22 protein-coding genes and 1 riboswitch are annotated in these 23,945 nt (G+C 71.0%); of the genes, 11 read left to right on the top strand and 11 right to left on the bottom strand.

The window, feature by feature from the left end; translation table 11 throughout:
• Positions 1-326: 326 nt before the first annotated feature.
• Entirely contained in the window at positions 327-920 is a 594-nt protein-coding gene (locus ENC19_RS11970; protein ID WP_164447235.1) for a hypothetical protein, read from the bottom strand.
• Positions 921-1,394: 474 nt separating this feature from the next.
• Between ENC19_RS11970 and ENC19_RS11965 the strand changes: the two genes are divergently transcribed.
• From ENC19_RS11965 to mshC, 4 genes are all read left to right on the top strand, one after another.
• Positions 1,395-2,108, top strand: coding sequence for a histidine phosphatase family protein (locus ENC19_RS11965; RefSeq protein ID WP_164447234.1), 714 nt, complete (start codon positions 1,395-1,397; stop codon positions 2,106-2,108).
• A 94-nt stretch (positions 2,109-2,202) separates the two neighbouring features.
• Positions 2,203-2,781: a DUF3090 domain-containing protein gene (locus tag ENC19_RS11960; protein ID WP_164447233.1), complete on the top strand. Its 579-nt coding sequence runs from the start codon at positions 2,203-2,205 to the stop codon at positions 2,779-2,781.
• Positions 2,778-3,596, top strand: coding sequence for an SCO1664 family protein (locus tag ENC19_RS11955; protein ID WP_164447232.1), 819 nt, complete (start codon positions 2,778-2,780; stop codon positions 3,594-3,596). Before ENC19_RS11960 ends, ENC19_RS11955 begins: the two co-directional genes overlap by 4 nt.
• A 64-nt stretch (positions 3,597-3,660) precedes the next feature.
• Entirely contained in the window at positions 3,661-4,899 is a 1,239-nt protein-coding gene (mshC, locus tag ENC19_RS11950) for a cysteine--1-D-myo-inosityl 2-amino-2-deoxy-alpha-D-glucopyranoside ligase (protein WP_164447231.1), read from the top strand.
• A gap of 205 nt (positions 4,900-5,104) precedes the next feature.
• Here the strand turns inward: mshC and ENC19_RS11945 are convergent, their stop codons facing one another.
• Complete coding sequence (locus ENC19_RS11945; protein ID WP_164447230.1) at positions 5,105-5,896, bottom strand: GntR family transcriptional regulator; 792 nt, start codon at positions 5,894-5,896, stop codon at positions 5,105-5,107.
• 149 nt (positions 5,897-6,045) lie between these two features.
• Positions 6,046-6,915, bottom strand: coding sequence for a PAC2 family protein (locus tag ENC19_RS11940; RefSeq protein ID WP_093402074.1), 870 nt, complete (start codon positions 6,913-6,915; stop codon positions 6,046-6,048).
• A 291-nt stretch (positions 6,916-7,206) separates the two neighbouring features.
• On the opposite strand from ENC19_RS11940, the gene metH reads away from it, so the two are divergent.
• Complete coding sequence (metH, locus tag ENC19_RS11935; protein WP_216592447.1) at positions 7,207-10,722, top strand: methionine synthase; 3,516 nt, start codon at positions 7,207-7,209, stop codon at positions 10,720-10,722.
• 30 nt (positions 10,723-10,752) lie between these two features.
• Positions 10,753-10,926 (top strand): hypothetical protein, encoded by a 174-nt coding sequence (locus ENC19_RS11930; protein WP_164446804.1) that lies wholly within the window; start codon positions 10,753-10,755, stop codon positions 10,924-10,926.
• Here the strand turns inward: ENC19_RS11930 and ENC19_RS11925 are convergent.
• On the bottom strand, positions 10,923-11,519 hold the full coding sequence (locus tag ENC19_RS11925; protein WP_164447229.1) for a hypothetical protein: 597 nt from the start codon (positions 11,517-11,519) through the stop codon (positions 10,923-10,925). The genes ENC19_RS11930 and ENC19_RS11925 overlap by 4 nt on opposite strands.
• Before the next feature lie 404 nt (positions 11,520-11,923).
• Here ENC19_RS11925 and ENC19_RS11920 point away from each other — a divergent pair, with 404 nt between their 5' ends.
• The 3 genes from ENC19_RS11920 to ENC19_RS11910 are packed head-to-tail and all read left to right on the top strand — an operon-like array spanning position 11,924 to position 13,666.
• Positions 11,924-13,066, top strand: coding sequence for a helix-turn-helix domain-containing protein (locus ENC19_RS11920; RefSeq protein ID WP_164447228.1), 1,143 nt, complete (start codon positions 11,924-11,926; stop codon positions 13,064-13,066).
• Positions 13,067-13,109: 43 nt separating this feature from the next.
• Positions 13,110-13,337, top strand: coding sequence for a hypothetical protein (locus ENC19_RS11915; protein WP_164446803.1), 228 nt, complete (start codon positions 13,110-13,112; stop codon positions 13,335-13,337).
• Positions 13,334-13,666: a hypothetical protein gene (locus ENC19_RS11910; protein ID WP_235944666.1), complete on the top strand. Its 333-nt coding sequence runs from the start codon at positions 13,334-13,336 to the stop codon at positions 13,664-13,666. Before ENC19_RS11915 ends, ENC19_RS11910 begins: the two co-directional genes overlap by 4 nt.
• 75 nt (positions 13,667-13,741) lie before the next feature.
• Here the strand turns inward: ENC19_RS11910 and ENC19_RS11905 are convergent, their stop codons facing one another.
• Positions 13,742-14,203, bottom strand: coding sequence for a hypothetical protein (locus ENC19_RS11905; protein ID WP_164447227.1), 462 nt, complete (start codon positions 14,201-14,203; stop codon positions 13,742-13,744).
• A 123-nt stretch (positions 14,204-14,326) separates the two neighbouring features.
• A riboswitch (cobalamin riboswitch) is annotated at positions 14,327-14,532 on the top strand.
• 143 nt (positions 14,533-14,675) lie between these two features.
• Here ENC19_RS11905 and ENC19_RS11900 point away from each other — a divergent pair.
• Positions 14,676-17,048, top strand: coding sequence for a ribonucleoside-diphosphate reductase subunit alpha (locus ENC19_RS11900; RefSeq protein ID WP_166458523.1), 2,373 nt, complete (start codon positions 14,676-14,678; stop codon positions 17,046-17,048).
• A 35-nt stretch (positions 17,049-17,083) separates the two neighbouring features.
• Positions 17,084-18,079: a ribonucleotide-diphosphate reductase subunit beta gene (locus ENC19_RS11895; protein WP_164447400.1), complete on the top strand. Its 996-nt coding sequence runs from the start codon at positions 17,084-17,086 to the stop codon at positions 18,077-18,079.
• 78 nt (positions 18,080-18,157) lie between these two features.
• Here the strand turns inward: ENC19_RS11895 and ENC19_RS11890 are convergent, their stop codons facing one another.
• The 6 genes from ENC19_RS11890 to ENC19_RS11870 all read right to left on the bottom strand — a co-directional run bounded on the left by ENC19_RS11890 (position 18,158) and on the right by ENC19_RS11870 (position 23,816).
• The gene (locus ENC19_RS11890; protein WP_164447225.1) at positions 18,158-18,949 is read right to left on the bottom strand and encodes an ABC transporter ATP-binding protein; all 792 of its coding nucleotides are present in this window, start codon (positions 18,947-18,949) and stop codon (positions 18,158-18,160) included.
• Positions 18,946-19,932: an ABC transporter substrate-binding protein gene (locus ENC19_RS11885; RefSeq protein WP_208020868.1), complete on the bottom strand. Its 987-nt coding sequence runs from the start codon at positions 19,930-19,932 to the stop codon at positions 18,946-18,948. Before ENC19_RS11885 ends, ENC19_RS11890 begins: the two co-directional genes overlap by 4 nt.
• A gap of 25 nt (positions 19,933-19,957) precedes the next feature.
• Positions 19,958-21,055 (bottom strand): FecCD family ABC transporter permease, encoded by a 1,098-nt coding sequence (locus tag ENC19_RS11880; protein WP_164447223.1) that lies wholly within the window; start codon positions 21,053-21,055, stop codon positions 19,958-19,960.
• Positions 21,056-21,241: 186 nt separating this feature from the next.
• On the bottom strand, positions 21,242-21,898 hold the full coding sequence (locus ENC19_RS30195) for a type III PLP-dependent enzyme domain-containing protein (protein WP_328824226.1): 657 nt from the start codon (positions 21,896-21,898) through the stop codon (positions 21,242-21,244).
• A complete protein-coding gene (locus ENC19_RS30190) occupies positions 21,835-22,398 on the bottom strand; it encodes an alanine racemase (protein ID WP_268968011.1) in 564 nt (187 codons plus the stop codon). Before ENC19_RS30190 ends, ENC19_RS30195 begins: the two co-directional genes overlap by 64 nt.
• On the bottom strand, positions 22,395-23,816 hold the full coding sequence (locus ENC19_RS11870; RefSeq protein ID WP_328824225.1) for an IucA/IucC family protein: 1,422 nt from the start codon (positions 23,814-23,816) through the stop codon (positions 22,395-22,397). Before ENC19_RS11870 ends, ENC19_RS30190 begins: the two co-directional genes overlap by 4 nt.
• Between the last annotated feature and the right edge of the window lie 129 nt (positions 23,817-23,945).

Below are 23,945 nucleotides of genomic sequence, written 5' to 3'. Positions count from 1 at the left end.
TGAGTTCTGTGGTGTCCGGGTGGTTGCGGTGGGGCTGACCGTGTCCGGCTTTCGGTGGTTGCGGTGGGGCTGGGGGCGACCGTGCCCGGCTTCGGGCGGTCAGGCTTGATCCCTGCGCCGGGCACGGTCGCCCCCAGCCTGACCTGGTCGGCCCTCGCCCGAGCGGAGGCCAGCCCGGGGTGGGTCTGCTGCGATGGGGCTGCTGTCTGTGGTCGGTTGCTTCGGTGTGCGGATACGCCGCTGGCCGGCACCCGGGTTCGGGTGCCGGCCAGCGGTTTTCTGCTCCCCCTGTGGAGGAATGTCTTCGGTTGTCGCCTGGTCGGTTGTCAGCTGGTCCAGTGCTGGGCGACGAGGTCGGCGGCCTGCTGTTCCCACTGGGCGTAGTGGTCGGGGTACGCCGAGACCTGCACGGTCTGGGCGGCCTGGGTCAGGGGCATGTCCTGCCAGCCGTCGACCTGCTTGAGGCCCTTGAGGAAGGCCAGGGTCGAGTACTCGGGGTCGGTGATCTGCTCCACCGTGCCCCAACCGGAGGAGGGGCGCTGCTGGAACAGGCCCTGCGAGTCGTGGTCGTTGCGGTCACCCAGGTGGCCCAGGTTCTCCAGCTTCGACTCCTGCAGCGCGGTCGCGATCGACACGACCGCGGCACGCTCGTCCATGCCGGCCTTCTTCGTCGCCGCGATGATCGCCTTCACATTCGCGATCTGCTCGTCGTTCAGGTCGACGTGGGACTGGTTGCTGGGGGTGCCGTGCGGCAGCAGCTTGCCCATGTCCGGCTTGTCGGCCTGGACGGCTGCGATGGGGGTGGTCGGGGTGAGCTCGTTGCCGGTGGTGGTGCTGTGGTTCAGCGGGCCGGCGGCGAGTCCGGCGGCGGCGGTGAGGCCGGCGATGCCGAGGATGCTCTTGCGCAGCGTGGTGTTCATCGGGGGCTCCTTCGCGTCGGGGGTGGGCCTCGCCCGTCGGACAGGGGGATGACGGGTGGGGCCGGGGCGCGGTCGAGCGCCAGAAGACAGCGGGGACGTCGACCCGGTCGTGGTGCCGGGCGTTTCAGGGGAAAGCCGGGGCGTGCGTCCCGGAGGTGCGCCGGGCGGGGGTGGATCGCGTGCCGGACCATGTGCAACGACCGGCGGGGGCGGGTCATTCCCGCATCCTGCCGCCCACGTACGGGGGTGGGGTGGGTGCTGCTTGGTCAGCCACCGGTTACAACGCCAGCCATCGGCCGATGATTCCGCCCGGTCGCCCGCCACCGACCCCGGAAACGGACACCGCACCCATCCGGTCAGCTCAGCCCCAGTTTCCCAACCTGGCTGGGGGCGGGGCCGGTGGCGGAACTGGCTGCCAGGTGTCCTGTCTGGGAGTTCCGTACCGACCTGAGCGGTGTGGGGTGAGGGCCTAGGGTGGTGCGGGTGGCGACTCTTCTGCTCCTGCGGCACGGACGCACCACCGCGAACGCCGACGGCGGCCTCGCCGGTCGGCAGCCCGTCGAGCTGGACGAGACCGGCCGCGCCCAGGCCACCGCGGTGGGCGGACGGTTGCGGCAGGTGCCGCTGACGGCCGTGGTGACCAGCCCGCTGATCCGCTGCCGGCAGACCCTGGAGCTGGCGCTGCCCGAGGCGTCGCCGGTGGTGGACGACGGTCTGATCGAGTGCGGGTACGGCAGCTGGGAGGGCCAGCCGCTGAAGAAGCTGGCCAAGGAGCCGCTCTGGCCGATGGTGCAGCAGCATCCCAGCGCTGTGGTCTTCCCCGAGGGCGAGGCGATGGCGCAGATGGCCACCCGCGCGGTCGCGGCGGTACGCGCCTGGGACGCCCGACTGACCGCCGAGCACGGCCCCGAGGCGGTCTGGCTGGCGTGCAGCCACGGTGATGTGATCAAGGCCATCGTGGCCGACGCGCTCGGCGTACACCTGGATCTTTTTCAGCGGATCGTGGTGGACCCGGCGTCGGTGACCGCGATCCGCTACACCCCCCTGCGACCTTTCCTGGTACGCCTCAACGACGTCGGCGGTGACCTGGCCGGTCTGGTGCCGCCGCCCGGCAAGCGACGCCGGCGGGCCCGCCGGCCGACGGACTCGGACGCCGCGGTCGGCGGTGGCGCGGGGGCGTCCCGATGAGTCGCCCGGCGCCGCACGCCGGCACGCTCGGGTGCGTCGCGATTCGGGTCGGTGGGGTGCGCGCTGCGTGGGGCCGCCGGATAGGGTCGTGGGTATGACCCACCAGGTGCACGCCTTCGAGCCGCCGGAGCGGTTCGTCGCCGGGACCGTCGGGCCGCCGGGGGAGCGTACGTTCTTCCTCCAGGCGCGCGGCGGTGGCCGGCTGGTCAGCGTCGCGCTGGAGAAGGTCCAGGTCTCCCTGCTCGCCGAGAAGCTGGAGGAGCTGCTCACCGAGGCCCAGCGTCGGTTCGGTGTGGAACTGCCCGAGGCTACCGTCCCGGTCGGTGACAACGACCCGCTGGAGACACCGGTCGACGAGGAGTTCCGGGTCGGCACGTTGGGCCTGGCCTTCGACGCGGACACCGCGACCGTGGTGATCGAGGCGATCGCGGTCGGCGAGGCGGAGACCGAGATCGAGCTTGGCGAGGCGGAGGCGGAGGACGAGCCCGACGATGTCGAGCCCGACGAGGATCTCGACCGGCTCCGGGTCCGGCTGACTCCCGAGGCGACCCGCGCGTTCATCGAGCGGGCCCGGCGCGTGGTCAACGCCGGCCGGCCGCCCTGCCCGCTGTGCGGCCAGCCCCTGGACCCGGCCGGCCATCTCTGCCCCCGGAACAACGGCTACCACCGGTGACCTCCTCCGGCGTGGCTCACCGACAGGACGGGGGTGCCGCGCTGCGCCTGCTGCGTGACGGTGAGCTGACCGTGGAGGGGCGACTGGTCGACGCGTCCAACACCACGCTGCGCGGCGTGCTGACCCTGGACGGGATGTCGGCCCGGTGCGTGTACAAGCCGGTGCGTGGTGAGCGACCGCTGTGGGACTTCCCGGACGGCACCCTGGCCGGCCGGGAGGTGGCCGCCTACCTGGTCTCCGCGGCCACGGGTTGGGATCTGGTGCCGCCGACGGTGCTGCGGGACGGGCCGTTCGGGACCGGATCCTGCCAGCTGTGGATCGACGAACCGGCCGACGCCGAACCGCTCGTGGGATTCGTGCCGGCCGACTCGGTACCACCCCGCTGGTTCCCGATCGCGGCCGCCCGCGACGACGACGGCACCGCGTACGCCCTCGCGCACGCCGACGATCCACGACTGGCCCGGCTCGCGGTGCTCGACGCGGTGATCAACAACGCGGACCGTAAGGGCGGCCACGTCCTGGTCGGCCCGGACGACCGGATCCACGGGGTCGACCACGGGGTGAGCTTCCACGTGGAGGAGAAGCTGCGGACGGTGCTCTGGGGTTGGGCCGGCCGCTCGCTGCCGGATGACGCGGTCGACATGCTCGGTCGGCTGTCCCGTCAGGTCGCCGGCCCGCTCGGCGAGGAACTGGCCGAGCACCTCACCCTCGGTGAGATCGCCGAGCTGGCTGCCCGGATCGACCGGCTGTGCCGCAGCGGCCGCTTTCCGCAGCCCTCCCAGGACTGGCCGGCGGTGCCCTGGCCGCCGATCTGAGCTGTCGCGTTGATCACTCTCGGGGCGGCATGACGTCGCCCGACGGCTGGTTAGGCTGACGGGCATGGAGTCTTGGGTGGGGCACGAGGTGCCGCGGCTGCCGGGCCGGAGCGAGCCGTTGCGGTTGTTCGACTCGGCGCGCGCGAGCGTGCAGCCGAGCGACCCGGACGGCACCGCCACCATGTACGTCTGCGGTATCACCCCGTACGACGCCACCCATCTCGGTCACGCTGCCACCATGATCACCTTCGACCTTGTGCAGCGGATGTGGCGCGACGCCGGCCACGAGGTCCGCTACGTGCAGAACGTCACCGACATCGACGACCCGTTGCTGGAGCGGGCCGAACGCGACCGGGAGGACTGGAAGGTCCTGGCGATGCGGGAGACGGCGCTGTTCCGGGAGGACATGGAGGCGTTGCGGATCATCCCACCCGCCCACTACGTCGGCGCGGTGGAGTCGATCCCGGACATCGCCGAGAAGGTGCTGGTGCTGGTGAAGGACGGTGCCGCGTACCGTCTCGACGACGGCACCGGCGACGTCTACTTCGACATCTCGGCCGCGCCGAGCTTCGGCTACGAGTCGAACCTCTCCCGCGCGGAGATGCTGGAGATCTTCCCCGAGCGCGGCGGCGACCCCGACCGCGCCGGCAAGCGTGACCCGCTGGACCCGCTGCTGTGGCGCGGTGCCCGCGACGACGAGCCGTCCTGGCCGGGTGGCGACCTCGGCCCGGGCCGACCAGGCTGGCACATCGAGTGCGCGGTGATCGCCCTCGGCCTGCTCGGCTCCACCATCGACGTGCAGGGTGGCGGCAACGACCTGCTCTTCCCGCACCACGAGTGCTCCGCCGCGCACGCCGAGCGGCTGACCGGCGCGGCACCCTTCGCCGGTCACTACGTGCATGCCGGCATGATCGGGCTGGACGGCGAGAAGATGTCCAAGTCCCGGGGCAACCTGGTCTTCGTCTCCCGGCTGCGCGCCGACAAGGTCGACCCGATGGCGGTCCGGCTGGCCCTGCTCTCCGGGCACTACCGCGCCGACCGGTCGTGGACCGACGATCTGCTCACCGCCGCCCAGGAGCGGCTTGGCCGCTGGCGGCGGGCCGCCGCGGCGACCGCCGGGCCGTCCGGGGCCGCGTTCCTGGCCGGCGTACGCGAACGACTCACCGACGACCTCGACACGCGCGGTGCCCTGCGGCTGGCCGACGAGTGGGCCGAGCGGACCCTCGCCGGCACCGACGACGACCCGGCCGCGCCGCGCCTGTTCGCCGACACCGTCGATGCCCTGCTCGGCATCCGCCTCTGACCCGAGCCGGCAACGTCCCCGACATCGCGGCCTCCCGCGTCGTGCCCCCTCCCGCGCCATGCCCCTCACGCCCGAGGGGACAACATCGCCGATACTGCTGTCTCGGGTGCCCGTGAGGGGACAACATCGCTGATGTTGCTGCTTCCTGTTCCCCCGTTCAGGGCGAGGTTCCCATAGGTGGCGGACGTGGGGTGGTGGGAGTCAGTCAGCCGAGGACGAGGCCGGGGTCGGGGTCCGGCTCGGCGGTGGGGGCGGGGATCTGGTACTCCTCGGTGAGGGTGGTGACCGGGCCGGGCCAGGTGGCCTGGGCGACCTCGATGGGGCGGCGGTGCGGGTCGTACGCCACGTGCAGCAGGTGCAGCACCGGGGTGTCCGGCCGGATCTGGAGGGTCTCCGACTCCTCGCGGCTGGGCTGGCGGGCGGTGATGGTGTCGGTGGCGGTCGCGTACCGCCGACCGGTGGCCTCCTCGGCCTCCTGGTAGAGCGGACGGCCGAACGCCTCGGCCCGCTCCAGCGAGGTGCCGGCGGTGTCGGCGGGCAGGAACCAGGAGGCGCCCACCTCGACCGGTGAGTCCTCGGTGCGGACGAGGTGGCGGCGGCAGAGCAGTTCGGTGCCGTCGGGTACGCCGAACGCGTCGGCCACCTCAGGCGGCGCGGGGGAGCGGCCGACGGAGACGAGCTGCTGGCGATAGCGGGCGGCCAGGTCGGTGTGGTAGCCGCGGAAGCCGCCGTAGCGGCCCCGGGAGAGCCGGTTGAGTCGCCGCCGGGTGCCCCGGACGTACGTACCGGAACCGGGTTTGGTGATCAGGACGCCCTCGACCCGCAGCTGGTCAACGGCGCGTTGCACGGTCTGCTTGGCGACGCCGAACATCTCGGCGATGGCCGGGATGGATGGCAGCCGCTCGCCCGGTGCCCAGTCGCCACGTCGGATCTGGCTCTTGAGCTGCGCCGCGATCTGCCGGTGCGGGAACTCGGCCGCCCCCGGGTTGATCTGCATCCCCGCCTCCTCATTTCAGCTAGGTTCCTAGGATGCCGTATGCGAAGTGACCGCCGCCACCCCGACACGGCGTGAACCAGCTGCGGACAAAGGCCCGCCCCGGACACGTCGAGGTGTCCGGGGCGGTCCAGCGGCAGCAGTGGGGAGGGTTACCAGGAACCGGCGGTGGGGCCGGCGGATCCGCCCCGGCGGCGCAGGTACTTCTCGAACTCCTGGGCGATCTCGTCCCCGGTCAACGGGGTGATGCCCGCGTCGCCGACGCGTTCCTCCAACTCGCGGACGTACTCGCCCAACTCGGCGTCCTGCTCGGCGGCGCTGCGGACCCGCTGCTCCCACTCGGCGGCCTCCTCGGCCAGGTCGGCCATGGGCACCGGCAGGTCGAGCACCTCCTCGACCCGGTGCAGCAGGGCGAGGGTGGCCTTCGGGCAGGGCGGGTTGTTGGCGTAGTGCGGCACGTGGACCCAGAACGAGACGGCGTCGACCTCGGCGCGGGTGCAGGCATCGTGCAGCACGCCGACGATCCCGGTCGGCCCGTCGTAGCGGGTCGGGGTGAGCTGGTAGCGGCGCGCGGCGTCGGCGTCGGAGGCGCTGCCGCTGATCGGCAGCGGCCTGGTGTACGGCACGTCGGCCAGCAGGGCACCGAGCAGCACCACCCGCTCGACCTCCAGGCTGTGGCAGATCTCCAGCACCTGCTCGCAGAAGGTCCGCCACCGCATGCTCGGCTCGATCCCGCGGATCAGCACCACGTCCCGCTCGGTGCCGGCCGGGCTGGCGACCGTGAACCGGGTGGTCGGCCACTCGACCCGGCGGGTGGCACCGTCGGACATGGCGATGGTGGGCCGGCTGACCTGGAAGTCGTAGAAGTCCTCCGGGTCCAGTTCGGTGACGGGCCGGGCCTCCCACACCTGCTCCAGGTGCTCGACCGCCGCGGTGGACGCGTCCGCCGCGTCGTTCCACCCCTCGAAGGCGCAGATGGCGACCGGGGACCGCAGCACCGGCAGCCCGTCGAACTCGGTCACGCCGTCACCTCCTGCTCGTCACCGGCGGTCCGGGACGCGGTCCCGGTCGTCCGCCCACGGTGCGTGGCGGTGTCGCTGTAGTCCTTCACGTCAGTCAGCCTACGTGCCAGGCCCGGACCCGGCCCGTCGGCCGCGCCGGATGGGCCGGGCGTCGGCGCCGCCGCCGGGCTGCGCGCAGGCCATGATGTTGGGCATTGCCGGCGAAAACGGGCAACGTGATCCCGATGACACAATGTGGGATCGGATGGTACGCGGGGGTGCGGGCCCGCCCGACCGCACTAACCTGGGTTGGTGCGTACTTCGTTGCTCGACGCGTTGACCGACCGGATCCTCGTCACCGACGGGGCGATGGGCACGATGCTGCAGGCTGCGGACCTCACCCTGGACGACTTCGACGGTCTGGAGGGGTGCAACGAGATCCTCAACGTCACCCGGCCGGACGTCGTCCGTGGCGTGCACGAGGCGTACCTTGCGGCGGGCGCGGACTGCGTGGAGACGAACACCTTCGGCGCGAACCTGGCCAACCTCGGCGAGTACGACATCCAGCACCGGATCCGGGAGCTGTCCGAGGCCGGTGCCCGGATCGCCCGCGAGGCAGCCGACGCCTACAGCTCGTCCGAGCGGCCCCGGTTCGTCCTCGGCTCGATCGGCCCTGGCACCAAGCTGCCCACCCTCGGCCACGCCGGCTACGCCACGCTGCGCGACGCCTACCAGGAGAACGCCGCCGGGTTGATCGAGGGCGGCGCGGACGCGCTGATCATCGAGACCTGCCAGGACCTGCTTCAGGTGAAGGCCGCCGTGGTCGGCTCGCACCGGGCGATGGCGGAGTTGGGCCGCAAGGTCCCGCTGATCTGTCACGTCACCGTGGAGACCACCGGCACCATGCTGCTCGGCAGCGAGATCGGTGCCGCGCTGACCGCGATCGAGCCGCTCGGCGTCGATCTCATCGGGCTCAACTGCGCCACCGGTCCGGCGGAGATGAGCGAGCACCTGCGTTATCTCTCGCAGCACGCCCGGGTGCCGCTGTCGGTGATGCCGAACGCGGGCCTGCCGCAGCTCACCGCCGACGGCGCGGCCTACCCGCTGACTCCGGTGGAGTTGGCCGACGCCATGGAACGTTTCGTCACCGAGTACGGCGTCTCCCTGATCGGCGGTTGTTGCGGCACCACCCCGGAGCACATCAGGCTGCTCGCCGAACGGCTGGGCGGGACCCGGCCGGTGGCCCGTGAGCCGCGTACCGATCCGGGTGTCTCCTCGATCTACCACCACGTGCCGTTCGCGCAGGACGCCAGCGTGCTGATGGTGGGGGAGCGGACCAACGCCAACGGCTCCAAGGCGTTCCGGGAGGCGATGCTCGCCGCCGACTGGCAGTCCTGTGTGGAGATCGCCCGAGGTCAGGCCCGCGACGGTTCGCACCTGCTGGACCTCTGCGTCGACTACGTCGGCCGGGACGGCACCACCGACATGCGTGAGCTGGCCGGCCGGTTCGCCACCGCCTCCACGCTGCCGATCATGCTGGACTCGACCGAGCCGGCGGTGATCGAGGCCGGCCTGGAGATGCTCGGCGGCCGGTGCGTGGTCAACTCGGTCAACTTCGAGGACGGCGACGGCCCTGACTCCCGGTACGCGCGGGTGATGCCGGTGGTCGCCGAGCACGGTGCCGCCGTGGTCGCGCTGCTCATCGACGAGGAGGGCCAGGCCCGCACGGCGGAGTGGAAGGTACGGGTGGCCGAGCGGCTGATCGAGGACCTCACCGGCCGGTGGGGGTTGCACCGCTCGGACATCCTCATCGACGCGCTGACCTTCCCGATCGCCACCGGTCAGGAGGAGACCCGCCGCGACGGCATCGAGACGATCGAGGCGATCCGGGAGATCGCCCGCCGCTGGCCCGGGGTGAACTTCACGCTGGGCATCTCGAACGTCTCGTTCGGACTGAACCCGGCGGCCCGGCAGGTGCTCAACTCGGTCTTCCTGCACGAGTGCGTGCAGGCCGGGCTCACCTCGGCGATCGTGCACGCCAGCAAGATCCTGCCGATGTCGAAGATCCCCGACGAGCAGCGTGAGATCGCCCTCGACCTGATCTACGACCGGCGTCGCGAGGGCTACGACCCGGTGCAGCGGTTCATCGAGGTCTTCGAGGGCGTGGACGCCGCCTCGGCACGTGCCACCCGGGCCGAGGAGTTGGCGGCCCTGCCGCTCAACGAGCGGCTCAAGCGCCGGATCATCGACGGCGAACGCAACGGCCTGGAAGCCGATCTCGACGCGGCGATGGCGGCCGGCACCGCCCCGCTGCTCATCATCAACGACATCCTGCTGGACGGCATGAAGGTCGTCGGTGAGCTGTTCGGCTCCGGTCAGATGCAGCTGCCGTTCGTGTTGCAGTCCGCCGAGGTGATGAAGACCGCGGTGGCGTACCTCGAACCGCACATGGAGAAGGCCGACGACGGCGGCAAGGGTCGCATCGTGCTCGCCACCGTCAAGGGCGACGTGCACGACATCGGCAAGAACCTGGTCGACATCATCCTGTCCAACAACGGCTACGAGGTGGTGAACATCGGCATCAAGCAGCCGATCTCCGCCATCCTCGACGCCGCCGAGCAGCACCGCGCCGACGCCATCGGCATGTCGGGGCTGCTGGTCAAGAGCACCGTCATCATGAAGGAGAACCTGGTCGAGATGGCGTCACGCGGGGTCGCGGAGCGCTGGCCGGTCCTGCTCGGTGGTGCGGCGCTGACCCGGGCGTACGTCGAGGACGACCTGCGGTCGATGTTCCCCGGCCAGGTGCACTACGCCCGCGACGCCTTCGAGGGGCTCTCCCTGATGGACCGGGTGATGGCCGCCAAGCGCGGCGGCGCCCCCGTGGTCGACGCCGAGCGGGAGGCGGCCCTGGCGGCCCGGCGGGCCCGCCGGGAACGGCAGCGCGCAGTGGTCGCCGAGTCGCTGCCGGAACTGCACGACACCTCGGTACGCTCCGACGTCGCGGTCGACGTGCCGGTGCCGGTCGCACCGTTCCACGGCACCCGGGTGGTCAAGGGGGTGCCGCTTGCCGACTACGCGGCGCTGCTGGACGAACGGGCCACCTTCATGGGCCAGTGGGGGCTGCGCGGTGCGCGCGGCGGCAAGGGCCCGTCGTACGAGGAGCTGGTGGAAACCGAGGGCCGGCCGAGGCTGCGCTACTGGCTGGACCGGCTGATCGCCGACCAGGTGCTGGAGGCGGCCGTGGTGTACGGCTACTTCCCGGCCTACTCCGAGGGCAACGACCTGGTCGTCCTGGACGAGAACGGGCACGCCGAGCGGGCCCGGTTCACCTTTCCCCGGCAGCGGCAGGAGCGGCGGCTGTGCCTGGCCGACTTCTTCCGCCCGCGCGGCGAGGACCTGGACGTGGTCGCGTTGCAGCTGGTCACGGTCGGCCAGCCGGTCAGCGAGTACGCGGCGAAGCTGTTCGCCCGCAACGAGTACCGCGACTACCTGGAGGTGCACGGCCTGTCGGTGCAGCTCACCGAGGCCCTCGCCGAGTACTGGCACAAGCGGGTCCGGGCCGAGCTGCGGCTGCCCGACGGCCGTACCGTCGCCGACGACGACCCGGCCGACCTGGCCGGCCTGCTGCGCACCGACTACCGGGGCTGCCGGTACGCGTTCGGCTACCCGGCCTGCCCCGACCTGGAGGACCGGGCGAAGATCGTGGAGCTGCTCGGCGCCGAGCGGATCGGTGTGCAGCTGTCGGAGGAGTTCCAGCTGATGCCGGAGCAGGCCACCGACGCCATCGTCGTCCACCACCCCGAGGCCAGCTACTTCAACGCCAAGTGACGGCCGCAGGTGCCGCTTTGCGCTTTGCCGGTGACACGGAATGACGGCGGTCACGGTGCCGCAGCGGCCAGCACCACCACGCCAGTCGGCCTGGTCCCGATCACCGTCAACGATCTCCGACGCCTGTTCCACGCCCTGATCATCGAACCACCCGGCGCGTCGGCGACGTCATCGCCTGTCCTGGTCCGACCACTGGAGTACTAGGGCCACTGGACGGCCTCGACGACGAGTTCTGCGGAGCACGAATTATCATCGATACGCTCGGCTCGGATGGTGAGCGATGACTTGCCCTTAGGCACGCGTAGTTCCTGGCCCCCAGAACCAGCCATGCCATTGCCGAGAGCTTCGCCATCAGCGAGAAGCTCCCACCGAACCTGCGCGCGGTCCGAGCAGCCGTCAACGGCGATGCTCAGATCCCTCTGGCGTGCCGGACCCGAGAGGGTGGCCTGTGCCTGAATTGTCTGTCTCGACGAGTCGAGGAACCAGCGATTAATGCATGTAGTGTGCATTGCGAAGTTGAGACCCGTGGTCGTGCATTCCTGCTGTGCCGCGTCGCCGATGGAGAACCGCATTTCGGTGCGATTAGGAATCTCAGGAAGAAGTAGGGCAGCGATGACCGACAATGCTGGGAAGCCAAGTAGCACGCCTGCCACACCGAGCCTGCGGCGCGTCTTCCTGTGCAGGATGTCTTTGGCGGTCGTACACTCGGATTCGTATGCGGCCAGTATTTCTGGCTTGTCCAGGGAGAGCGCCAACGCGCGGACAAAGGGCCTCGCCATTTCCAGCGTCGCCTTCATCCGAGAGGAGGTGTTCGATGCTTGCACGGCCACGATGACAGCGACTAGCGTACCTGTTATCGCCGCAAACCAGGACCCCCGTTCCAGCCAGTCCGTCCAGTCCGACATGGCTCTCCCTCTCCACCGCTCGGCAGTTGCAGGAAATACGAGCGAGCATAGACGAACGTCTGACCGGCAGTGGACGAAAGATGCTCGTGTGGATCGTCAAGCGCCAGAGAAGCGTAGGAAAGCATCGGGCCGTACTACTCAGGACTAGGACGAAGGGCGAGCGGACTTGGACAAGCTTGTCCGCGGCAAGACGGGCTCGCGTGTCGACCGCTGTCTCGGCATGCCGTTGCTGAGTACCGTCGACTGTGGCGGCCCGCCGGTGGCCGGCCTTGGTCCCGCTGCCTAGGAGCAACGCCATGCCACCACGCGCACACACCATCGTTGACCCGCGATTCCCGGCTGAGCTGGCCCGGTTGCGCCGAGAACGTGGCCTGTCGCTGCGTCAGTTGGCCGCAGCGGTGAGCCATGGCAAGAGCGTCATTCATCAGCTGGAGACAGGGCAGACCCGGCCAGCCGTCGACGTCGCCGTCCGCCTCGATGACGCGCTGGCCGCCGGTGGTGCGCTCGCCGCGATGGTCGTTGACGTTCCCGATGGCGGCCGGCGGGCTGCCTACGTCGCCGCGCATCCGGGCCGTGTAGATCTGGCCGGGGTTCGCATCCTGGGCGACGTGCTCGCCGGATACCGGCGGCTGGAGGACTCCATCGGCGCCGCAGCCGTCCTACCGCCCGTGCGCGTCCAACTCGACACGATCGGGTCGCTGCTGCGCGAGGCTGGCCACCAAGTGCGGCCGGCGGTGGTCGACATGGCTGCGCAGTGGGCGCAGTTCGCCGGTTGGCTCGGTATCGCCAACGGTGACGACCGGACCGCCCGTGTATGGCTGGACCGCAGTCTGCAATGGTCCACAGAGGCCAGCAACGCCGACCTGACGGCGACCGTACTGTCCTTCCAGGGCCACCGGGCGGAGGGTCGCGGCGACCTGCCAGAAATGATCGGGCTGTCCCGGGCCGCCCGAGACGATTCGCGTGCCAACACGGCGTTGCGCGCGTATTCCGCCGGCCAGGAGGCGCGTGGGCTGGCGATGGCCGGGGCGTGCCCGACCGAGGTTCGGCAGATGCTCACGCAGGCCGCCGACCTGGCCACCGAGGCGGCAGAGACGCCGCTGCCCGCGTGGGGGTACTGGTACACCCCGGCCTTCTACGCGGTACAGCAGGGCATCGTGTGGCGGTACTTGGGCGACCGGGACGCGCGGGCCAACGACCGGGCCGTCGAGCTGTTGACCGCAGGCACAACGGGGGTGGACGAGACGGCCGAGAACGCCGACTGGCACGGCGGGCACCTCGTGCACCTGGCCATCGCCCACGGCCGGGCCGGGGACAGTGGCTCGGCGCAGCGGGTGCTGGGGGAGGCACGGTCCATCGCGGTGTCAACGGCCTCACGACGCCTGGCCGGGCAGGTTGACGCAGCTGTCCGCGACTTGGGTCTGTCCGTCAATTCGTAGCGGACACCGAGCCTCTGACCTGGGCACACGCCGTCATCGCACGATGCTTTTGGGTGGCGGTGGTGTTCCCCCGTGCAGCGCCGCCACCCCCATTTACGACCTGGCGGAGGTGGCGGCGGTGGGCGTGTGGCGCAGGTTTCGGCGGTGGCTGCGGCGGCGGTGGTCCGTGCCGCCGGCCGGCACCGGGCAACGGTGGCAGGAAATCGAGCAGGACGCGGCCCGGCGACGCCTGCTCGATCAGGCGCGGCGTAACGCGCGGTGGCCGGCATGACCGGGCGACCCATGCGCTACCGCGACGCCATGGCCGCTGAGGCGATCCGGATCGGTCGCGCTGTCGACGCCCTGCCCGGCCGCCTCGGCGACCAGCACCTACCGCGCCGGCCGCAGTGGACGTGCGGCACCTGCGACGGCGAACCGGTGTGGCCGTGCGCTCCGGCGCGGGTACGGCTCGGTGAGGCGTACGGCCGGGATCGCGTCGGGCTGTCGATGTACGTGGGCGCGCTGCTCACGGCCGCGCTGGACGACTTGCCGGCCGCAGATGCGGGTGAGCTGACCACCCGGTTCACCGCCTGGACGCGGTGCTCCTGCGGGACGTCGTAGCGTCGAGGGCCCAGCCGGAGGCAGTTTCGTACGCGGGGTGCCGTCAACTCATGTCCGGCACTGCGGCGAGCGTGATCAGGAACCCGGACGGAAGTCCGGGCCGTCGGCGGTCGTCACCAGCTCCCAGCCGAAGGCTTCCAAGGTGATGTTGGTACAGGCACCGAAGGCTTGGACCAGGCGGGCTGCCGGCCCCTCCGGAAGAGTGGCGCTGACCGTGGCGAACACCTCGGCCGGGGATGCTCCGAGCTGCTGTGCCACGATCCACGGCACCGCCAGCGCCACCATGATGTCCCGGTCGTCATCGGACGCCAAGCATCCGGCGAGTCCGGTCGCCAGCACCGAGCGACGTAGCAGGTCGACCGAGTTCTGCCGCAACGCCAGGGTGGCGAGGCGGGCACCGTAGCGGCCGAGGGCGAGCGCGGTGGTGGGTTCGAGGGAGCGTACGAAATTCTGCTCGATGCGTCGCGGCGCGCGGGCGAGGATCTGCTCCGCGAGTCGGTCCTGCTGTCCTGGGATCCGCTCCAGGTTGGGTTTCACGCGGCCAGCATGGCAGATCACGTCAAACCTTCCGGGACGCCCGAGCGCGGATCCGGAGGGACATCCGTTGCACGGACACGCCGACACACCATCTGGTGTCTTGCGTTGGTGGGTCGCCCATATATGGTGTCACCCGTAGCTGGTTCGGGCGCCCATCCGGGGCGGCCGAGGCAAGAGGGAACCCGGTGGAAATCCGGGGCTGCCCCGCAGCGGTGAGTGGGAACGACAGCCGTCACGAAGCACTGGGCCCTGGCCTGGGAAGCGACGGCCAGTAGGAGCGCGCGAGCACGCCCACGAGTCCGAAGACCTGCCAGCACGCCGCCCGCACTCGTGGGCGGCGGCCGCAGGCCGCGTGGGACGGCCGACGCCATGAACGGACCGTGCCGCCTGCGCGGATTCCGTGGCGTCCTCCCGCGTGTCCGAGGCCCTCGGTAGACGGCGCGAGGAGAGAGACGTGACGGTCGTGCGGGAGATGGCGGCCTCCGGCCCAGCTGTGTCGGAGCAGCGCCGGCAGGTGATGCAGGTCCGTAAACGCGATGGCGCCACGGAACCGGTGGACGTGAACAAGATCGTCCGGGCGGTGGAGCGGTGGGTGGCCGACCTCGACGAGGTGGATCCGCTGCGGGTGGCCACGAAGACCATCAGCGGTCTGTACGACGGTGCCACCACCGCCGAGCTGGACAAGCTGTCCATCCAGACGGCCGCCGAGCTGATCGGTGAGGAACCGCAGTACTCGAAGCTGGCGGCGCGGCTGCTGGCCGCGTACGTGGACAAGGAGGTCCGTGGGCAGCAGGTGGCCAGCTTCAGCCAGTCCATCCGGTACGCCCACGGCCTGGGGCTGATCGGGGACGCCACCGCCGCATTCGTGGCCCGTAACGCGCGCAAGCTGGACGACGCGGTGGATCCGGACGGTGACCTGCGGTTCGAGTACTTCGGGCTGCGCACCGTCGCGGACCGCTACCTGCTGCGGCATCCGCAGACCCGCCTGGTGGTGGAGACGCCGCAGTACTGGCTGCTGCGGGTGGCCTGCGGGCTGTCGCAGACGCCGGGCGAGGCGATCGGGTTCTACCGGCTGATGTCGAGCCTGGCCTACCTGCCGAGTTCACCGACGCTGTTCAACTCGGGCACCCGGCACACCCAGATGTCGTCGTGTTTCCTGGTCGACTCGCCGCGCGACGAACTCGACTCGATCTACGAGCGCTATCACCAGGTGGCGAAGCTGTCGAAGTTCTCCGGCGGGATCGGCATCTCCTGGTCGCGGGTGCGCGGTCGGGGCGCGTTGATCCGGGGCACCAACGGCCGCTCCAACGGCATCGTGCCGTTCCTGAAGACGCTCGACGCCGGGGTGGCGGCGGTCAACCAGGGTGGCCGGCGCAAGGGCGCGGCCTGCGTGTACCTGGAGCCGTGGCACCCGGACATCGAGGAGTTCCTGGAGTTGCGGGACAACACCGGGGAGGAGTCCCGGCGTACCCACAACCTGAACCTGGCCAACTGGATTCCGGACGAGTTCATGCGGCGGGTCGAGGCGGACGGTGACTGGTCGCTCGTCGACCCGTCGGACGCGCCGGAGCTGCCGGACCTGTTCGGCGAGGCGTTCGACGAGGCGTACCGGGCGGCGGAGAAGAAGGCCGTCCGGACCGTCAAGGCCCGCGACCTGTACGGGCGGATGATGCGTACGCTCGCGCAGACCGGCAACGGGTGGATGACGTTCAAGGACGCCGCGAACCGGCTGTCCAATCAGACCGGTGCGCCGGGCAACACGATCCACCTGTCGAACCTGTGCACCGAGATCCTGGAGGTCAACAACGACACCGAGACGGCGGTGTGCAACCTCGGGTCGGTGAACCTGGGCGCGCATGTCACCGCCGACGGCGTCGACTGGGAGAGGCTGCGCGCCACGGTACGCACGGCGGTGGTGTTCCTCGACCGGGTGATCGACATCAACTACTACCCGGCCGAGCAGACGGCGGTGTCGAACCCGCGTTGGCGTCCGGTCGGGCTCGGGCTGATGGGTCTGCAGGACGCGTTGTTCACCCTGCGGCTGCCGTTCGACTCGGCGTCGGCGCGGGAACTGTCGACCCGGGTGCAGGAGGAGATCTTCCTGACCGCGCTGGAGACGTCGGCGGGTCTGGCCGAGCGGTTCGGCCCGCATCCGGCGTACGCCGAAACCCGTGCCGCGAAGGGTGAGTTGCATCCGGACCTGTGGGGCGCGGAGGTGACGCAGGCGCAGCGGTGGACCGCGCTGCGGGAGCGGATCGGCCGCCACGGGCTGCGGAACTCGCTGCTGGTGGCGATCGCGCCGACCGCCACGATCGCCTCGATCGCCGGGTGTTACGAGTGCATCGAGCCGCAGGTGTCCAACCTGTTCAAGCGGGAGACGATGTCCGGCGAGTTCCTCCAGATCAACACCTACCTGGTCCGGGAGCTGAAGGCGCGCGGGCTGTGGACGGCGCCGATCCGGGAGCAGATCAAGCGGGCCGAAGGGTCGGTGCAGGGCATTGCCGAGCTGCCGGCGGAGGTGCGGGAGCTGTTCCGGACCGCGTGGGAGCTGCCGCAGCGGGCGCTGATCGACCTGGCCGCCGCCCGGGCTCCGTTCATCGACCAGTCGCAGTCGCTGAACCTGTTCCTGAGCGCGCCGACCATCGGCAAGCTCTCCTCGATGTACCTGTACGCCTGGAAGGCCGGGCTGAAGACCACCTACTACCTGCGGTCGCGTCCCGCGACCCGGATCCAGCAGGCCACCGTCACCGTCACCCCGGCGATCAAGCCGGTCGTCGCGGTCAGCGACGACGAGGCGTTGGCCTGCTCCCTGGAGAACCCCGAGAGCTGCGAGGCGTGCCAGTGACCACCGTTTCCGAACCCGACACCGGCCAGCGGCAGATGCTGCTCGACCCCGGCATGGACCTGACTCTGCGGCCGATGCGGTACCCGCAGTTCTTCGACCGCTTCAAGGACGCCATCAAGAACACCTGGACCGTCGAGGAGGTGGACCTGCACTCCGACCTCGCCGACCTGGCCAAGCTCTCCCCGGCGGAGCAGCACCTCGTGTCCCGGCTGGTCGCCTTCTTCGCCACCGGCGACACCATCGTCGCCAACAACCTCGTGCTCAACCTGTACCAGCACGTCAACTCGCCGGAGGGTCGGCTCTACCTGTCGCGGCAACTGTTCGAGGAGGCGGTGCACGTCCAGTTCTACCTGAACCTGCTGGACACCTACGTGCCGGACGAGCGGGAGCGGTTCGCGGCGTTCGCGGCGGTGGAGAACATCCCGTCGATCGCCCGCAAGGCCGAGTTCTGCTTCAAGTGGATCGACTCGATCTTCGAGCTGCGGGAGTTGAGGACCCGCGCGGACCGGCGGGCGTTTCTGCTGAACCTGATCTGCTTCGCCGCCTGCATCGAGGGACTGTTCTTCTACGGTGCCTTCGCCTACGTGTACTTCCTGCGGTCCCGGGGTCTGCTGCACGGTCTGGCCTCCGGCACCAACTGGGTGTTCCGGGACGAGTCGATGCACATGGCCTTCGCCTTCGACGTGGTCGACACCGTACGCGCCGAGGAGCCGGACCTGTTCGACGACGAGATGCGCCAGCAGGTCCGCGACATGCTCGCCGAGGCCGTCGAGTGCGAGGTGCAGTTCGCCGCCGACCTGCTCGAACAGGGCGTGTCCGGGCTGTCCCTGGCCGACATGCGCGAATATCTCCAGCACGTCGCCGACCGCCGGCTGGCACAGTTGGAGATCGAACCGCTGTACGGGTCGAAGAACCCGTTCGCCTTCATGGAGTTGCAGGACGTGCAGGAGTTGTCCAACTTCTTCGAACGGCGGGTGTCGGCCTACCAGGTCGGGGTCTCCGGCACGGTCGCCTTCGACGACGACTTCTGACGGCGGTCCCATCCACTGACCGGGTCCGGCTCGGCGCTGATCCTGTCGATCACCGCCGAGCCGGGCCGCCGGCCGGTCTCAGACCCGGCTGGCGGTCCTTTCGACGGCGGGCTGGTCGGTCGGGTGGAACAGCAGGTGGATGGTGCCGTCGAGGTCGAGGCGCTGGATGCCGATGCCGTAGACGGGTTCGAGAACGGCAGGGTCGAGGACCTGCTCGGTGGTGCCGGCGGCGGCGACCCCACCGTGGCCGAGCAGCACCAGGTCGTCGCAGTAGCGGGCGGCGAGGTTCAGGTCGTGCAGCACGACGACGGCGCAGGTGCCGAGGTCGCGTACCAGTCGCAGGATCTCGTGCTGGTAGCGGATGTCGAGGTGGTTCGTGGGCTCGTCGAGCAGCAGGTGGGTGGCCTGCTGGGCCAGCGCCCGGGCGATGAGCACCCGCTGGCGTTCGCCGCCGGAGAGGCTGGCGAACGCCCGGGATCCCAGGTGGGTGGCACCGACCCGGGTCAGGCACTGCGCCGCGATCTCGTGGTCCGTCCGGCCGGTGCGCTGGAAGGTGGTCAGGTGCGGGTTACGGCCCAGCAGCACCAGCTCGGCCACGGTGAGGGCGGTCTCGCCGCCGGCCTCCTGCACCACCACGGCCAGCCGGCGCGCGGCCTCCCGCGGCGGCAGCGCGCCCAGGTCGTCACCGTCCACGGCGACCCGTCCGGTGCCGCCGCGCAGCGCGCCGTAGAGCAGCCGCAGCAGCGTGGTCTTGCCGCTGCCGTTCGGGCCGATCAGCCCGAGGACACGTCCGGGTCGCGCGGTCACGCTCACCCCGTCGATCACCGGGTTCGCGCCGTAGTGCCAGGACACCCGGGTCGCCTGGATCACGAGTCGGCCCCGAACCGCTGCACGATGCGCTCCAGACCGTCGATCGACAGCGGGGTCGGCGGCTCGGTGAAGTTGAACAGCTGGGTCAGCACGTTGCCGTCGCGTACCGCGTTGAGCTTCTCGGCACCGGGCAGGCCGGTCAGGCCCTGCTCGACCGCGGCGGGGTCGCCGTCGCTGTGGAGCAGGATCAGCACGTCGGGGTTGCGGCCGAGCAGTTCCTCGACGGTGACCTCGAAGACCCGCTCCGGCGTGTCACCGAAGACGTTGCGGAAGCCGGCCGCCTCAAGTTGCGGGTGGGCCATGCTGGCGGTGCCGTACGCGTACGTGGTGCCGCCGCCGACCGTCGGATACAGCACGGCGGCGGTACGGCCGGACGCCGTCGAAGCTTCGGCCTGGATCTTCGCCATCCGTTGCTGGAGCGCGTCGACCGCCGTGGCCGCCTCCGTTTCGCGGCCGAACACCCGGCCGTAGGTCTCCAGCTGGCGGTAGATGTCGTCGAAGCTGGGGGTGGCGGTGTTGTCCGGGCACATGGCCGGCTCCTCCAGCAGCGGGATGTCCACCGCCGAGAGGGTGTCGCGGGACAGGTTGTCGACCTCACCGAGCACCAGGTCGGGCTCCTGGCTGATCACCACCTCCTTGGAGATCTGCAGGTGCCCGCTGGTGTCGGTCTTGTCGGTCAGCAGCGGGATGCGGTCCAGTTCGGCGAGGGTCCCGGCGTCGTAGTACTCGCTGGGGTACTGCCCGGCCCGGGCGGTGACCCGGTCCATCACGCCCAGGGCGTGCAGGTACGGCACGGCTGCGCTCTTGAGCAGCACGACCCGCTCCGGCGCGGCGTCGAAGGTCACCTCCACGCCGCAGTTGGTGACGGTGACCGGGTATCCCGGGGCGGCTGTTGCCGGCTCGTCGGCGGAACCGCCGCAGGCGGCGACCAGCAGCGCGAGAACGGTCGTGGCCGTGGTGACGGCGAGACGGGTTGCCTTCATCGGTGCTCCTCGGCTCATCGGGCGCTCAGGCGCCGGTGGCGTGCAGACGACGGATCAGGACCAGCAGGAAGGGGGCGCCGAGCAGGGCGGTGATGATGCCGATCGGGATCTCCTGGGGGGCCAGCAGCACCCGGGCGAGCACGTCGGCCCAGACCAGCAGGATGGCGCCGAGCAGCGCGGCGACGGGCACTACGCGCACGTGCGGGGCGCCGACGATGCGGCGGGCGAGGTGCGGCACGACGAGGCCGACGAAGCCGATGCTGCCGGCGGCCGAGACCAGTACGCCGACACTGAGCGACACGAGCACGAGCAGCCGCAGCCGGAACCGGTCGGGTGACACGCCGAGCGTCTGGGCGGTCTCGTCGCCGATGGCCAGCACGTCGAGGCGTCGCCCGACGACGGTCAGGTATCCGATCATGCCGCCCAGCACGACGGCGGCGACCAGGAGCAGGGCGTTCCACCGGGCCAGTCCGAGGGAGCCGAGCAGCCAGAACATCACCGATCGGGCCCCCTCGGCGGACCCCGAGGCGAAGATCAGGAAGCTGGTGGTGGCGTAGAGGGCGTAGCCGACGGCGACGCCGGCCAGCAGCAGCCGGATCGAGGTCACCCGTCCGCCGCTGCGGGCGATCAGGAAGACCAGCAGCGACGCGCCGAGCGCGCCGAGGAAGGCGCTGCTGGACAGGGCGTACTGCCCGAAGCCGGCGCCGGCGCCGAACAGGATCGCGGCGGCGGCGCCGCTGGAGGCGCCGGAGTTGATGCCCAGCAGGTACGGGTCGGCCAGCACGTTGCGCACCATGGCCTGCAACGCCACCCCGCAGGCGGCCAGCCCGGCACCGACAAGCATGCCGAGCAGCACCCGGGGCAGCCGGACCTGCCAGACGATGGCTTCCTGCGGCGCGGTCCAGGTGACCTCGCCGGGCAGGCCGACGAGGTGATGCCCGATGATCCGCGCCACCGTGGCCGGGGGGATGCCGATCGCGCCGGAGCCGACCGCGGCCACGCCGGTGAGGACCAGCGCGACCGTCAGCGCGACCAGCCAGATTCCGGTCCGGCGGCGTTGCGCCGCCACGCCGAGCAGGTCCGGCCGGCTCCCGGACTGGGCGGTGGCGGTCACCGCACCCATCTGCACTCCCTTAGCTCTTGCAAACTTATGGCAAGAAGCTATCAGCAAGATCAGGGCAGCGGGAAGCGGACGAGTCGTCGGTCACCACCCGGTCCCCCCGAGAGCTGCGACTCCGTCGCGAGCTGGTCCGGGTCGTCATGTCCGGCATCGGCCTGTCGAGCTGAGCGCGTCACCGGATCACGGTGATCAACAGCGGTCACTGACCGGATCGGGCGGTCGGCGGTCCCAGTTCCGGGCCACGTCGAGCGGGTCGCCGGTGGTGAAGTGGGGCGGGTCGTGCAGGAGGAAGTCGCGGTGGCTGATGTTCCACGCGTAGGCGCCGGCCATCGCGAACACCAGCACGTCGCCGACCGCGACCGGGCCGCTGACGGCGTCGCGGGCCAGTACGTCCTTGGGCGTGCAGAGCTGGCCGACGACGGTGACCGGGCCACCGTCGGTCCGTGGCCCGGCACCGCCCCGGGACACCACGACAAAGGGCTGCGAGTGTCCCTTGGCCGCCGGGGTCCGCAGGTGATGGGTGCCGCCGGCCACGATCACGAACCACTGACCCTGGGACCGCTTCACGTCGATCACCTCGGTCACGTACGACCCGCAGTAGACCGCGACGGCGCGGCCTGGCTCGATCCGCAGCCGCACGCCCGGGTAGGTGTCCGCCACCTCGCCGAGCAGCCGGCCGTAGCCGGACCAGTCGAAGCGGTGCTGCGGGTGGCGGTAGTCGACGGCCATGCCGCCGCCGACGTTCACCTCCTGCGCGCCCACCTGCCGCACCGCCCAGTCGGTCACCTCGCGCGCCACCACGGCGGCGGTCGCCGCGTCGAGTCCGCTGGCCAGGTGGGCGTGCACCCCCGGACCCGGACGCCCTCCGGCGGGTCGGCGGCGAGCCGGACCGCCTCCGGTGGGTCCATCCCGAACGGGCTCGCCTGTCCGCCCATCACCAGGACCGCGCCCGGTGTCGCCACCGGCAGGTTCACCCGCAGCAGCACGTCGACGGTACGCCCGGCGGCCCGGGCCAGGGTCGCCAGCCGGTGCAGTTCGGCGGCGGACTCCACGTGTACCCGGTGCACGTCGGCGGCCAGCGCCGCCGAGAGATCCGCGTCGGTCTTACCCGGACCGGCGAAGGCGGCCACCCGCCGGTCGGGCAGCACCGCCGCGAGGTGACGCAGCTCGCCGCGACTGGCCGCCTCGAAACCGTCGACAGTGGCCGCGAGGGTGCGCAGCATCCCCGGATCGGGATTGGCCTTGACCGCGTAGAGCAGCTCGACCCGTTCGGGCAGCGCCGCCCGGACGGCGGCGGCGTGCGTGGCCAGGGCGGCGAGGTCGTAGACGTAGGTGGGGTGGCTCATCCGGCACCGCCGAGCGGGTTGGGCACCGCGACGTAGGGTGCCTGCTGGTCGGCGGCCCGGTGCCAACGGACCAGCAGGTTCGCCTTGGCGGCCAGCGGAGCGCCGTCGAGCAGCGCAAGCAGCTCGGCCGGCTCACCCAGCTGCGCGTACGTCGCCTCGACGGCTTCCCTGACCGTCCGCCACAGCCGGGGCTCGATGCCGGGGTGACCGTCGGCGAGCGCACCGGCCAGGCCGGCGAGATGGTTGACGAACAGGCAATAGACGATGCGCTGGACCGCCTGCGCGGGAGTGTAGGCGGACTGCCGGGGAACCTGGTCGGGCCAGGCCGGCAACCGGCCCAGATCCAGCTTCAATCCCTCCAGGTCACGCAGGATCAGGCGGACCGGGCGGCCGTCGCGGTCCAGGACCACCAGCACGTTCTGCAGGTGCGCCTCGTGGACCACCCCGTGACGGAGCCACAGTCGCAGCACGCCGGGTACCAGCAGGTCGACGTAGGCCCGCCACCAGTCGAACGGGTCCGGCACGGCAAGCGGCGTGGCGGCCAGCGCGGCCGCCAACACCACCCGTTCGTCCGGCCGCAGATGCTCGCGCACCCCGGTCCGCAGGATCGTGCCGTACGCCTCGTCGGCCCCCGGCAGGTCGACGGTCCGGTAGCCGGGTTCCCGCAGCAACCCGACCCGCGCGGGTAGCGGCACGCTGTCCAGGAACCGGGTCAACGCCACCGCTCCGGTCAATTCGTACCGGGCGTTCTTGCGCAGGCAGTTGGTGATGCGTACGTGCAGGCTGGTCTTGAGGAACAGGTCCACCGAGGGTGCGTAGAGCGTACGGACGCTCGCGGTCGGCCGAACCGGTACGCCGGCCGGGCCCAGCTCGCGCACCCTCGGGTCGGTCGGCGGCATCAGGTCCAGCTGCCACGGATGCACCGGCAACAGGTGGTGTCCGGGTGGTGCGTCCGGTGGCTCCAGCGGTGCGATCAGCTCGTCGACCGGCCCGTCGCCGGCCACCAGGTGGGTGGGCACCGCGAGCCAGCTGAGCCGGAAGGTGCTGCGCAGTTCCGGGGCGTGGCGACGCCAACCCGCCGGATCACCGCTGCGCCACTTCGGACTGGGATGGTGGGGGTGCCCGTGCACGAGGGAGTGTTCGGAGTCGACGTAGCCGTCCACCACCGGGTCGCCGGTCGGGGTGGGGTCGCGGGACGGGCGCTCGCGCAACAGCGTGGCCAGCGCGTCGCGACTACCGAGCACCTGCTCGATGAACTCGTCGTTGGTCAGCCCGGTACGGGCGGCCAGCTCGGCGGCGAGCAGCCGGGCGAGTCGCCCGACGTCGACCGGTGCGTCGACGGCGGGTACGTCGTCGACGAGGGCGCCGGGTGCCGACGGGCCGTCGACCGGCGTGCCGGCGGTCGACAGGTCCGGCACGGCCGGGTGACGGCGGTCGACCGGTGCCGCCACCGGCCGGCAGCGGACCGGGCCGACGTAGCGGTGCGCCAGCACGGGGAGACCCGGGTCAGCCGGCAGGAGAGCAGCAGACCGAGGTGCGGCAGGCGG

Origin of the sequence: Verrucosispora sioxanthis, assembly GCF_010560025.1 — a bacterium.
GTDB lineage: Bacteria > Actinomycetota > Actinomycetes > Mycobacteriales > Micromonosporaceae > Micromonospora > Micromonospora palythoicola.
This window is presented reverse-complemented; position numbering and strand designations above follow the sequence as displayed.